10 protein-coding genes are annotated in these 12712 nt (G+C 44.1%); 8 read left to right on the top strand and 2 right to left on the bottom strand.

Features of this window, described 5'->3' with window-relative positions; all coding sequences use genetic code 11:
- Positions 1-195 precede the first annotated feature (195 nt).
- The 8 genes from D0T18_RS03790 to tuf all read left to right on the top strand — a co-directional run bounded on the left by D0T18_RS03790 (position 196) and on the right by tuf (position 10163).
- Positions 196-1407, top strand: a complete 1212-nt coding sequence (locus D0T18_RS03790; protein ID WP_415691713.1) for a peptidoglycan glycosyltransferase FtsW — start codon at positions 196-198, stop codon at positions 1405-1407.
- A 50-nt stretch (positions 1408-1457) separates the two neighbouring features.
- Entirely contained in the window at positions 1458-2657 is a 1200-nt protein-coding gene (locus D0T18_RS03785; RefSeq protein WP_076003024.1) for a UDP-N-acetylglucosamine--N-acetylmuramyl-(pentapeptide) pyrophosphoryl-undecaprenol N-acetylglucosamine transferase, read from the top strand.
- The gene (gene murC, locus D0T18_RS03780; protein WP_116440507.1) at positions 2657-4219 is read left to right on the top strand and encodes a UDP-N-acetylmuramate--L-alanine ligase; all 1563 of its coding nucleotides are present in this window, start codon (positions 2657-2659) and stop codon (positions 4217-4219) included. The genes D0T18_RS03785 and murC overlap by 1 nt, the downstream gene beginning before the upstream one ends.
- Positions 4220-4271: 52 nt before the next feature.
- Positions 4272-5510: a cell division protein FtsQ/DivIB gene (locus D0T18_RS03775; RefSeq protein WP_004108502.1), complete on the top strand. Its 1239-nt coding sequence runs from the start codon at positions 4272-4274 to the stop codon at positions 5508-5510.
- Positions 5511-5777: 267 nt separating this feature from the next.
- Complete coding sequence (gene rpsL / locus D0T18_RS03770; RefSeq protein ID WP_003813881.1) at positions 5778-6149, top strand: 30S ribosomal protein S12; 372 nt, start codon at positions 5778-5780, stop codon at positions 6147-6149.
- A 3-nt stretch (positions 6150-6152) separates the two neighbouring features.
- Entirely contained in the window at positions 6153-6623 is a 471-nt protein-coding gene (gene rpsG, locus D0T18_RS03765) for a 30S ribosomal protein S7 (RefSeq protein ID WP_012914396.1), read from the top strand.
- A 42-nt stretch (positions 6624-6665) separates the two neighbouring features.
- Positions 6666-8795 carry an elongation factor G gene (fusA, locus tag D0T18_RS03760; protein WP_004107409.1) on the top strand — a complete coding sequence of 710 codons (2130 nt, stop codon included), beginning with the start codon at positions 6666-6668 and terminating at the stop codon, positions 8793-8795.
- Positions 8796-8963: 168 nt separating this feature from the next.
- Positions 8964-10163: an elongation factor Tu gene (tuf, locus tag D0T18_RS03755; RefSeq protein WP_004118785.1), complete on the top strand. Its 1200-nt coding sequence runs from the start codon at positions 8964-8966 to the stop codon at positions 10161-10163.
- 705 nt (positions 10164-10868) lie between these two features.
- Here tuf and D0T18_RS03750 read toward each other — a convergent pair.
- Positions 10869-11615: a Bax inhibitor-1/YccA family protein gene (locus tag D0T18_RS03750; protein ID WP_004108493.1), complete on the bottom strand. Its 747-nt coding sequence runs from the start codon at positions 11613-11615 to the stop codon at positions 10869-10871.
- A 184-nt stretch (positions 11616-11799) separates the two neighbouring features.
- Entirely contained in the window at positions 11800-12609 is an 810-nt protein-coding gene (locus D0T18_RS03745) for a GTP pyrophosphokinase (RefSeq protein ID WP_004108491.1), read from the bottom strand.
- Positions 12610-12712: the final 103 nt, after the last annotated feature.

Here is a 12712-nt window from a genome sequence, read left to right as displayed (position 1 = left end):
TCCGTAAGTAGTTCTGTTACTAAAGTTGGCAAATCTGTAGGTTCTTCTTTAAATGAATCTGTAAAATTTGTAAAAGATGTAAAGAAGTCGAAAGCTGCGAAACCAGCGAAACCAGCAAAGCTAGCGAAACCAGCAAATACAGCAAAGCCGGCAAAGTCAATCAAATACGCAAAATTAGCGCATACTGTATCTGGAATATTTTCCTCGAAAAAAGACTACTCAAAAAACTCGTTAGAGCGCAAAACTCAAGATTCAGAATTAAAGAAATACGTTGGCTTGCGCAGTTTAACTAACCCACTGTGGTGCTTATACGGCATGAGAGTATCAGTGGTTATACTGTCGATTTTCGGCTTATTTATGGTGTTTTCTAGTTCTTCAGTAACTATGATCACCTACGGAATTGCACCTTGGGGTCAAGGCGTAAACCAAACAATGTATTGCGTTTTAGGCTTAATTGGCTATATTTTCGCTTCTCGACTTCCAGTTACAGTTTATAGACGATACGTTGCTGTTATTTACATTATTTCTGTTATTGCACAGTTCTTAACATTTGTTCCAGGTTTACGACGTGAAGTTAATGGTAATGCTGGTTGGATTGCTTTCGGCCCTATGACTTTGCAGCCTGCAGAAATTACAAAACTTGCATTATGTATTTGGCTTCCAGTAGCTTTGATTGCTGCAAAACAAGCATATGAGCGTGTGCGAATGCGCGCGTATATTCCTGTAGCAGCAGGACTTGGCGTATCGTTGTTGCTTGTTATTGCAGGTAAGGATCTTGGTACTGCTTTAATTATTATTCTTATTGCACTTATAGCTTTCTACTTAGGTGGATTCCCAACAAAATGGCTTGTTGGAAGCATATTTATTGCTTGCATAATGGTTGCTCTTTTGGTTTTAACAAGCCAAAATCGTATGCGACGTATTCTTGCTACTTTGCACGGATGTGATGCAAAATCAGCTAAAGGCGTTTGTTTCCAAGCAATTCACGCTCAATATGCAATGGCTTCTGGTGGACTATTAGGCGTTGGCATCGGAAACTCTCGTGAAAAATGGAATTATTTGCCTTACGCTCACAATGACTTTATTTTCGCTATTATTGGCGAAGAGATGGGCTTTTTGGTTGCAGCAGCAGTGATTTTGCTATACGTAATTATTGGTTGGTGCATACTATCTTCAGCATTAAAAGCGAAATCGCAATTTATTTCAATCACATTAATGTGTATTGCAACGTGGATTGTAGGCCAAGGATTAGTTAATATTCTTGTTGTTGTGCAAATACTTCCGGTTATGGGAGTGCCTATGCCGTTTGTGTCCGCAGGTGGTTCTTCGCTTGTTATGTGTTTGGTCGCAATTGGCGTAGCTGATGGTCTTATGCGTTCCAATCCGCAACTTACTATATCGAAGTAGTAAGTATTTACAACTTTTTATAATATGAAAGTTATAACAAGGGTAGTGAAATGAAATTTGATAATGCTATTGAGCATGAAGTGCATATTGTTCTTGCAGGCGGGGGCACTGCAGGTCATGTCAATCCTTTGCTTTCTGTCGCAAACGCTATTAAAAAGCTCAATCCTGAAGCGTTAATTAGTGTAATTGGCACAGAAGTTGGTTTGGAAAAAAGTCTTGTTCCGAATGCAGGGTACGAACTTGACACTATAGAAAAAGTGCCGTTCCCGCGTAAGCCAAATCTAGATGCAATTAAGTTTCCAATTCGATGGATGCGCGAAAAACGCAAAGTGCGAAATATACTAGCCGCTAGAAAAGCAGATATAGTAGTGGGCTTCGGTGGCTATGCTTCTGCTCCAGTATATTCTCAAGCTCATGCGCAGCATATTCCTATTGTGATTCACGAGCAGAATGCTAAATCTGGAATGGCAAATCGCTTGGGCGCAAGTTGGGCTGATGCTGTTGGAACAGTTTATGGGAATACTGATTTGCGCACACGAAAAGGTGTCAAAGTTGAAAGAGTTGGTTTACCTCTTAGACCTGCTATTTCTCAATTGTGTGAAAGATTAGAAAAAGATTATGATTCCGCTCGCGTTGAAGGTGCGCAAAAACTTGGCGTTGACCCTAAACGTCCAATTATTCTTGTTACTGGCGGATCTTTGGGTGCAAAAAGCATAAATCAAGCTGTTGCTGCAGCAGCAGGAGATATTTTAAAACATGCGCAAGTAATTCACTTAACTGGTCGCGCAAAAGCGGAAGAAGTGCGAAATATAGTTGCAAAGCAAGTAGGCGAATCGCAAATAAACGATATTAAACCAGAGCATGCTGGCTGTGGCGATTATCATATTGCAGAATATCTAGAGCGTATTGATTGGGCTTTTGCTTGTGCAGATTTAGTTATATGTCGTGCAGGAGCTGGAACGGTTGCAGAAATTTCTGCACTTGGCTTACCTGCTGTATACGTGCCATTGCCTATTGGCAACGGCGAGCAGCGTTTCAATGCTGAGCCTGTAGTAAATGCAGGGGGAGCAGTAATGGTAAATGATGCTGATTTCAATGCAAAGTGGTTTATAGATGAAGGATTAGCTTTATTGCAAAACAAAAAGCAATTACAAGCTATGCGTACTAAATCTTGGAATTATGGTATTCGTGATGCTGCAGACGTTATGGCGAAGCATATTCTTGAAATCGCAAAAGAAGGCAGAAAGTAATGACTAATCTTAATAGCAATACAACTTCATTTCATAATAATATTGATTTAAACCCAGTAAAATCAGCATTTGATGATTCGCAAACAATTTCAAAATTAGGTCGAGTGCATTTTATTGGTATTGGTGGAGCTGGAATGAGTGTTCTGGCAGAAATGTTGCATGAAGAGGGGGTAAGCGTAAGTGGATGTGATCGCGAAGCAAATGATCACACTCAACGCTTGGAAGAATTAGGTATTGAAGTAGAAATTGGACAAAGTGCTTCACACGTTGAGCATGCAGATGTACTCGTGTATTCAAGCGCTATTAAACCGAGCAATCCGGAGATTATGGCAGCACATGAGCGCGGCATAAAGCTTGTTCATCGCAGCGATATTCTTGCGTTATTATTATCTGCAAAAACTGGCGTGACTGTTGCTGGAGCGCATGGTAAAACAACTACTAGCTCACTTCTTTCTCATATATTAACTGTGGCTGCAGCAGGCGATTTGGCTGATCCAAGCTACGCAATCGGCGGATCTATTCAAGCCGCAGACGGAACAGTTTTAGACGGTGGTCATGCTGGCAATGGAATTGTTATGGTTGCTGAAGCTGACGAATCTGACGGAAGTTTTGAAAAATACAGCCCAAGTATTGCAATCGTAACAAATGCTGAAGCAGATCACTTGGATCATTACGGCTCTAGTGAACGATACAGAGAAGCATTTGTTGAGCACGTAAGTCATGCTATTAATAACGTAATAATTTGTGCAGAAGACGAAGGTGCTAGAAAAGTACTTGAAGCTATGCCGGATAATATTTTAAACAAAACAATTGCTTACGGTAATTTGGATACTTGGAGCATGAAAGTCAGCTCGCGCGTACAAAAATTAGCTATGTTCGCAAGTATTGAGCATGAAAATGAGCAAGCTGTAAGTGGTCGAGAAATGTTTACGCTTGTATTGCCAGAAAAAATTTTGGATGAACATGCTAAATGTTCGAATAAGGTGCAAGTTAGCTTGTTAATACCAGGTTTGCATAATGCGCTTAATGCTTCTGCAGCTATTGTTGCTGCAGTATTGCTCGGTATGAATCCAGAAGATGCGGCTCGTAGTGCAGAAAGCTTCCGAGGTGCGTCTCGTCGTTTTGATATTCGTGGATGTGTTGATGGTGTGACAGTTGTGGACGATTATGCTCACCATCCAACTGAAATAGCTGCATTATTGCGCGCTGCTCGAAGAAAGTACACTTCTTCTACTCTTCGCGTGCTGTTTCAGCCTCATTTGTTCTCCAGAACGCAGGCTTTTGCTAATGAGTTTGCAAAATCTTTGGCTCTTGCAGACGATGTAATTGTTACAGGAATTTTCCCAGCTCGCGAAAAGCAGGAAGATTTTCCAAATATTAATGCTGAAACTATTGTTAAAGCTGCAAAATCGCAGAATCTTGATGTAAAAATTGAAGCGGTTGACGATATGCGCGAAGCTGCGTTGAAACTGGCTTCGCGTGCAAAATCTGGTGATGTGCTGCTTACAGTTGGTGCAGGAAGTATTACTGCTATGACGTCTGTTATGCTAGAAGCATTGTAGTGCTTTGAAATTAAGCGATTAAAATATAAATAGATTATTACGAGAGGTAATTATGGGTCGCGTGAGGTCAAGCAAATCGTACGATGCTGATGCAAATAATTCGCATCGTCGTACCGTTTCAAGTCTTAATATTGCGCGTACTGAAGAGTCTCGTAGTAATAAATCCAGCAGCATTGCGTCTCGTAGCAGTGCGTCTCGTAGTGCTGAATTGCTTAATAATGAATTGCGTAGTGGTGTAGCTCGTGGTGCGAAATCTAATATCGGAAAATCTAATATAAAAAAATCTAGTATCAAAAAAACGCGTGATGAAAAAATTCATATTTCTAAACCTAGATCTGCTTCGTCGTTGCGCAAAGACCAGCGTTTTCAAAGGCATATAATCAGCCAAAACACATCGCAAATACGAGTAGCTGATATCAATGAAAAAAATCATCAAGGTAAGTTTGTTGACGCTAGACTTTTGCCGAAGCTTGATTTTGTAAGAAAAACTTTAAGTCAAACTTCTGGTTCTCTTGGAATGATTACTCGTCCTAGAATAATTAATTTTCGAGAGCGTTTGAAAGAACGTAAATCTGCTTATTTGCAATTTACTGTTAAACGAATTCTTGCAATTCTTGCAGTGATTGCTTCTGTTTCAGCGATTGTTTGGTTTTTATTCTTCTCGCCAGTTTTTCTTCTTAAGTCTAACGATATAAGTATTTCTGGTTCTAACGAGTGGGTGAGTGAGCAAAAAATTGCTTCAATTGCGTCAACTCAGGTTGGTAAATCGCTATTTTTAGTTTCTTCTCAAGAAGTAATTAACCAACTTAACGATATTCCTGGTGTAACTGAAGCAAAAGTTTCTAAGAATTTCCCTAATGGTTTGCATGTTTCTGTACATGCGCAACGTCCTGCAGCAATGCTCAAAACTCGAGATAGCAATAAATTAACTGCTGTTGACGCTAAAGGTCGCGTGTTAAATGCCGTAGCTCAAGTTCCAACGCAAGGAATACCTGTTATCGAAGTTTCAAATGTGCAAAGAAGTTTGAATAATAGAGCGGTACTTGAAGCTGTAAAAATTGTTAGTTCACTTTCGGAATCTTTGCGAGCTAGAGTTACGAAAGTTAGTGCAAAAACTCAAGATTCTGTCGAAACAGAATTAGGGGATGTTAAAAAAACTATCATATGGGGCAATTCGTCTCAGATTGAGTTAAAGAAAGCTATTGTTGCCAAGATTATTGATGATCCTAGTAAAATTGGCAATAAACGCAGCTTAGATGTGTCTGCTCCTGTGCGTCCAATTCTTAAATAGGGTTTTAAAACTTTATTAATTGCATTGTCAAGATTAGGTGTATAATAGCAATTTGTGTGTGCCAACAACGTGCCTTATGTTATAGGCGTGTTGGTTGGGATATCCCAAGTGCCAAAGATAGCGCGCAGTAATGTGTGGCTGGAGGCGCGAGGGCCATCGGGCCGGTGGACTGTGGCTTTTACTCTTTAACCGATTCTTTGGTTATGGTGTGCTGCAGTGTGGCGGTTTTCACCAAATAGAAGATAACAATGAATCGGAGAACTTAAGTTGCCTACGATTGAACAACTTGTCCGTAAAGGACGTCAGGCCAAGCCGAAAAAGTCAAAGACTTTGGCCTTGAAGGGTAGCCCGCTGCGTCGTGGCGTATGCACCCGTGTATACACCACCACTCCTAAGAAGCCAAATTCCGCGCTTCGTAAGGTTGCTCGTGTGCGCCTCAGCTCTGGTATTGAAGTAACCGCCTATATTCCAGGCGAAGGTCACAACTTGCAGGAGCACTCCATCGTGCTCGTGCGTGGTGGCCGTGTGAAGGATCTCCCAGGTGTGCGTTACCACATCGTGCGTGGCGCATTAGATACCCAGGGTGTCAAGGACCGCAAGCAGGGTCGTTCCCTGTATGGAGCAAAGAAGGCGAAGTAAAACATGTCACGTAAAGGACCTGCAAAAAAGCATCAACTGCTTCCTGATCCAATCTACGGCTCGACCGTCGTGGCTCAGTTGATTAACAAAATCCTTCTCGATGGTAAGAAGTCCATCGCAGAAAACATCGTCTACACCGCTCTTGAGCAGGTGAAGGCAAAGACCGAGCAGGAGCCAGTTTCTGTATTGAAGCGCGCTCTTGATAACATTCGTCCAAATCTTGAGGTTCGTTCTCGCCGCGTTGGTGGTGCAACTTATCAGGTTCCAGTCGAAGTTAAGCCTGCTCGCGCAAACACTCTTTCCCTCCGCTGGCTTACTGACTTCTCACGCGCTCGTCGTGAAAAGACTATGGCTGAGCGCTTGGCCAACGAAATTCTCGATGCCTCCAATGGCTTGGGTGCTTCCGTGAAGCGCCGCGAGGATACCCACAAGATGGCAGAAGCAAACAAGGCTTTTGCTCACTATCGCTGGTAATCCACAAGATAATCGGTATCTTAAAGAGCTAAGGATAAGAATATGGCACAAGATGTGCTTAACGACCTGAATATGGTTCGTAATATCGGCATCATGGCGCACATTGATGCTGGTAAGACTACTACCACCGAACGTATTCTTTACTACACTGGTAAGAACTACAAAATCGGTGAAACTCATGATGGTGCTTCTACCATGGACTTCATGGCTCAGGAGCAGGAGCGCGGTATTACTATTCAGTCTGCTGCAACTACCTGCTTCTGGAAGCGTCAAACTCATGACGTTGATGACCGCTATCAGATCAACATCATCGATACCCCAGGTCACGTGGACTTCACCGCTGAGGTGGAACGTTCCCTTCGCGTGCTCGATGGTGCTGTAGCAGTTTTCGATGGTAAGGAAGGTGTGGAACCTCAGTCTGAAACCGTGTGGCGTCAGGCTGATAAGTATAGCGTCCCACGTATCTGCTTCATCAATAAGATGGATAAGCTTGGCGCTGATTTCTACTATTCCGTCAAGACCATCAAGGAGAAGCTCGGTGCAACTCCACTCGTTATTCAGCTTCCAATCGGTGCTGAAAACGACTTCGTTGGCGTTGTTGACTTGATTCGTATGAAGGCTTACGTCTGGAATGACGTTAAGGACGATATGGGTGCTCACTATGACACCGTTGACATTCCTGAAGATTTGCAGGAACGTGCAGAACAGTATCGTGCTGAACTTATGGATCAGGTTGCTGAAGCTGACGATGAGCTGGTTGAGAAGTACCTCGAAACTGGCGAACTTACTGAAGAAGAAATGCGCGCTGGTATCCGTAAGCTTACCATTGAGCGTAAGGCATTCCCAGTAACTTGCGGTTCTGCATTCAAGGATAAGGGTGTTCAGCCAATGCTGGATGCTGTTGTCGACTTCCTCCCAAGCCCAGAAGATGTTCCATCTATTAAGGGCTTCAAGCCAGGCGACGAATCTGTTGAAATTGACCGTAAGCCAGTTAATACAGATCCATTCGCAGCATTGGTATTCAAGATTTCAACCCATCCATTCTATGGCAAGCTCGTGTTCGTGCGCGTTTACTCTGGCGAAGTAAAGCCAGGCGATTCCGTGTACGATTCCACGAAGTCCAAGAAGGAACGCGTTGGTAAGATTTTCCAGATGCATGCTGATAAGGAAAATCCTGTAGATTCAGCTGAAGCTGGTAACATCTACACCTTCGTTGGTTTGAAGAACGTCAGCACTGGTGATACTTTGTGCGACGAAAAGAACCCAATTTCTTTGGAATCCATGACATTCCCAGATCCTGTTATTGAGGTTGCTGTGGAGCCAAAGACGAAGGCTGATCAGGAAAAGATGAGCTTGGCTTTGGCTAAGCTTTCTGACGAGGATCCTACATTCCAGGTTAAGACCGATGAGGAATCTGGTCAGACTTTGATTTCCGGTATGGGCGAGCTTCAGCTTGACATTATCGTTGATCGTATGCGTCGTGAGTTCAAGGTCGAAGCGAATGTTGGTAAGCCACAGGTTGCTTACCGTGAGACGATTCGTAAGGCTGTTATGAACCAGGAATACACTCACAAGAAGCAGACCGGTGGTTCTGGTCAGTTTGCAAAGGTTTTGATGAACTTCGAACCTCTCGACACAGAATCTGGCGAAACCTACCAGTTTGTCAACGAAGTTACCGGCGGTCACATCACCAAGGAATTCATTCCTTCAATCGATGCAGGCGTGCAGGAAGCTATGGAATCCGGCGTTTTGGCTGGCTTCCCAGTTGTGGGTGTAAAGGCAACCGTCACCGACGGTCAGACTCACGATGTCGATTCTTCGGAAATGGCCTTCAAGATCGCAGGTTCCATGTGCTTCAAGGAAGCTGCTCCTAAGGCTAATCCGGTAATTCTCGAACCAATTATGGCTGTCGAAGTCCGTACTCCAGAAGAGTACATGGGCGACGTCATGGGCGATTTGAACTCTCGTCGCGGTAACATCCAGTCTATGACTGATGCCACTGGCGTGAAAGTTATCGACGCCAAGGTGCCGCTGAGCGAAATGTTCGGCTACATTGGCGATCTTCGTTCCAAGACTCAGGGCCGCGCAATGTTCACCATGCAGATGGACTCTTACGCGGAGGTCCCGAAGGCCGTTTCGGACGAGATTATTAAGGCTCAGCGCGGCGAATAAAGCGCACGCTACTTCGGTGTTTTCTGTCCCCGGTCAACGCTAGAATTTCCTACGTTGACTGGGTTCTGGCACCGAAGTGGCACCTAACCCAGAAACCCAGTAATATGTAGCGAAAGACCTCTCACAAATGTGTGAGGCAAACTACGAGACGTCCAGGAGGACAAACACATGGCAAAGGAAAAGTACGAGCGTACTAAGCCGCATGTTAACATTGGTACCATTGGTCACGTTGATCACGGTAAGACTACCTTGACCGCGGCTATTTCTAAGGTGCTGCATGGCGAGTATCCAGATCTGAACCCTCAGTATGACTTCGATCAGATTGATGCCGCTCCAGAAGAGAAGGAACGCGGCATTACCATTAACATCGCACACATCGAGTATCAGACCGCTGAGCGTCACTACGCTCACGTGGACGCTCCAGGCCACGCTGATTACGTGAAGAACATGATCACCGGTGCTGCTCAGATGGATGGCGCAATCCTCGTGGTTGCTGCTACCGATGGTCCTATGGCTCAGACCCGTGAGCACGTTTTGCTCGCTAAGCAGGTCGGTGTCCCGAAGATCCTCGTTGCTTTGAACAAGTGCGATATGGTTGATGATCCAGAACTTATCGACCTCGTCGAAGAAGAGGTTCGTGACCTCCTCGAAGAAAACGGCTTCGATCGCGACTGCCCAGTCATCCGCACCTCTGCTTACGGTGCTTTGCATGATGACGCTCCAGATCACGAGAAGTGGGTAGAGACCGTCAAGGAGCTCATGAAGGCTGTTGACGAGTACATCCCAACCCCAACTCACGATCTTGACAAGCCATTCTTGATGCCAATCGAAGATGTGTTCACCATCTCCGGTCGTGGTACCGTTGTCACCGGTCGTGTTGAGCGTGGTAAGCTCCCAATCAACACCCCAGTTGAGATCGTTGGTTTGCGTCCAACTCAGACCACCACCGTTACCTCCATCGAGACCTTCCACAAGCAGATGGATGAGGCCGAGGCTGGCGATAACACTGGTCTTCTTCTCCGTGGTATCAACCGTACCGATGTTGAGCGTGGTCAGGTTGTGGCTGCTCCAGGTTCTGTGACCCCACACACCAAGTTCGAAGGCGAAGTTTACGTCTTGACCAAGGACGAAGGTGGCCGTCACTCGCCGTTCTTCTCCAACTACCGTCCACAGTTCTACTTCCGCACCACCGACGTCACCGGCGTTATCACCTTGCCAGACGGCGTTGAGATGGTTCAGCCAGGCGATCACGCAACCTTCACTGTTGAGTTGATTCAGGCAATCGCAATGGAAGAGGGCTTGACCTTCGCAGTTCGTGAAGGTGGCCGTACCGTTGGTTCCGGTCGTGTGACCAAGATTCTTGCCTAGTATTTTTTCTAACTGAAAAATATTAGCTAAGGCTTAATAAAGACCCCGCGAGGAAACTCGTGGGGTCTTTTGTTGTATGCGCTTGTTTTATCAGCGCGACGACCTGCTTGAGCGCGCGATTTAGCGCGCGAAAGCAATTCGGAGCGCCGAGCTTGCTTAGAGTTGAAAGCACAGTGTGCTTTCAACGCAAGCGAGGTCTGCCTTCGTCAATAAAGACGAAGGCAGGGCAGATTAGTGGGGTAGTGTTCTCTTGTTTGGAATGTTTTGGTGGGTTTGGAGCTCCAATCGCGGGATTTGATGCTCACGTTGGCGTGACGACCTGCTTGAGCGCTGCGATTTAGCGCGCGAAAGCAACTCGGAGCGGAAACTCGCTTAGGTTGGAAGTCCGGGGGACTTCCAACGCGAGTTTCGTAAGCGAGCGCGTTACCCACGTGAGCGCCACTGTTTTTTCGTTACTGGTGCAGTTTGTGTTCTGCGTTAGTGTCTCATTTTGCTTGTTTTGGGACACTGGTGCAGTTTGTGTTCTGCGTTAGTGTCTCTGGTAGGTGATTTGAGAAGTGTGTGAGAGATGGGTGTTAGTAACGCTCGGCACTGTTAACGCGTTCGCGTTTGGAGTACAGAGAGCATAATAAAACCCTGCCAAATACTAATCTGGCAGGGTTAAATAGCTAAGCAACTAACACACGTATGTTAGTTTTAGTATTGCTAATCTCTATTATCTCCAAGCAACTCTAGCAAGTAGATGAACATGTTAATGAAGTCCAAGAACAGCTGGAATGCGCAGAAAATAGATACTTTCTTAACCATTTCAGGCTGATTTTCATATTGTGCAAGTAATGCGCGAGTTTGCTGAGCATCGTAAGCTGTTAAACCTGCAAAAATAACGATGCCAATTCCAGCCATAAGACGCATTGTTCCAGTATCTTGCCCAATAAACGAAATAATAATTTGCGCAACAACGAATACAAGTAATGCAACCATTAAAATTGGACCAGCTTTAAGCAAATCCTTTTTTGTAGTAAGTGCAAGCATTGTCAAGCACAGGAAGAATCCTGCAGTTAAAGCAAATACTAATGCCACAGATCCAAGGCTAAATACTTGAAAGACTGAGCTTAAAGTAAATCCTGTTAAAGCAGCATAAGCATAGAACAAAACTCGTACTGTTGTCTCACTCATTTTCATTAAGCGTGTTCCAAGAACAACTGCTATCACAACCTGAGCAATTGCCAACATTATCCAACCCCATCCGCGGGTTGCAAACATAAATCTAAGCCAGAAATTACCGCTCTGAGTGAACAGTGCCACAAGAGTTGTAACAATCAATCCAAGCGTCATTTCGCCATAAGTGCGTCCTACTGAAACTCTTTTTGCTTCTTCAAAAGCATATGTTGCCTGAGTGTCAATAACTTCAGGAGCACCGCTTCTGTAATAATCTTGAGTAAAGTTTGTCATTATTTCTCCTTAACAGCTATGAAATAAAACGCTGTCAAGACAACGTTCTCACATAATTATAATTAAAGCATCTGGGAAAATGCTAAAAAAATACAGCATAATTTATACGTTCGTACAATAAGCTGGTTTTAATCTTGCATAAGATTACGCCTAATATGGCATAAGCTTGCGCTTCGTATTTATATTATGCCTTACTATTAGGTGCTTCTTCAACTTGAGGAGCACCATTAATATCGCGGTGAATACCTTGCATTTGTGTTTCAATATTTTGCAAGCTATGCGCGCAATCGAGCAAAGTTTGAGAGTGCTCAGCCAACTTTGCATCCGGCAAACCGGCTTTGTATCTTAAAGCGTGCTCCAAGCTAGCCCAATAATCCATAGCAATAGTTCGGAATTGCACTTCAACTGGCGTGTAGTGTGCTCCAGAAGACAAGAACACAGGAACTGCATAAATTACGTGCAAACTGCGGTATCCATTAGGTTTTGGATTCTTAATATAATCCTTAACTTGCAATACTTGAATGTCTGTTTGTTTAGAAAGATATTGCGCTACAGAATACACATCGTCGCAGTAGTTGCAAATTACGCGAATTCCAGCTACGTCGAAAAGATTATCGCGTATAGAGCGTGTGGAAATATCTAGATGACGCCTTTGCAGTTTCTCAAAAATTGAGTGTACTGATTTAAGACGACGCTCCATGTGATGAATTGGGTCGTGAGAGAACCGCACCTGAAATTCGCTATCTAGAATCTCGAGCTTTGTACTTATTTCGTACATTGCTCCTTCGTAAATTTGCATCATGTTTACAAATTCGTCGATTTGGTCTTCAGGAAGCATAAGCGAATTAGTTTTGCCGCATTGGGAGCAATTTTGTTGGTTTTTTGTATTGTCAACATTGCTGCTAACGTTGCTGCTTTCATTAGCTGCTTCGTTGCTATGAAGACGCGCATAGAGTTCTGCTGCGTTTACGCGGTTATGACGATCAAGTATCACGTCTTTTAATAATACTATAAAAACTGCTAAACGTCTGGGAGTGCGTATGTAAATGTAATATTCTTTGCAAAGCGTGATATAAATATCTTAGGTAATTGAGCGC

The sequence above is a fragment of the Gardnerella swidsinskii genome (assembly GCF_003397705.1).
Classification (GTDB): domain Bacteria; phylum Actinomycetota; class Actinomycetes; order Actinomycetales; family Bifidobacteriaceae; genus Bifidobacterium; species Bifidobacterium swidsinskii.
Note: the sequence above shows the minus strand (reverse complement) of the source record. Positions and strands in the feature narration are given on the sequence as shown.

Coding starts and splice junctions, on each gene's coding strand:
- D0T18_RS03785 (WP_076003024.1), top strand. CDS start 1,458: ATGAAATTTGATAATGCTATTGAGCATGAAGTGCATATTGTTCTTGCA.
- murC (WP_116440507.1), top strand. CDS start 2,657: ATGACTAATCTTAATAGCAATACAACTTCATTTCATAATAATATTGAT.
- D0T18_RS03775 (WP_004108502.1), top strand. CDS start 4,272: ATGGGTCGCGTGAGGTCAAGCAAATCGTACGATGCTGATGCAAATAAT.
- rpsG (WP_012914396.1), top strand. CDS start 6,153: ATGTCACGTAAAGGACCTGCAAAAAAGCATCAACTGCTTCCTGATCCA.
- fusA (WP_004107409.1), top strand. CDS start 6,666: ATGGCACAAGATGTGCTTAACGACCTGAATATGGTTCGTAATATCGGC.
- tuf (WP_004118785.1), top strand. CDS start 8,964: ATGGCAAAGGAAAAGTACGAGCGTACTAAGCCGCATGTTAACATTGGT.
- D0T18_RS03750 (WP_004108493.1), bottom strand. CDS start 11,615: ATGACAAACTTTACTCAAGATTATTACAGAAGCGGTGCTCCTGAAGTT.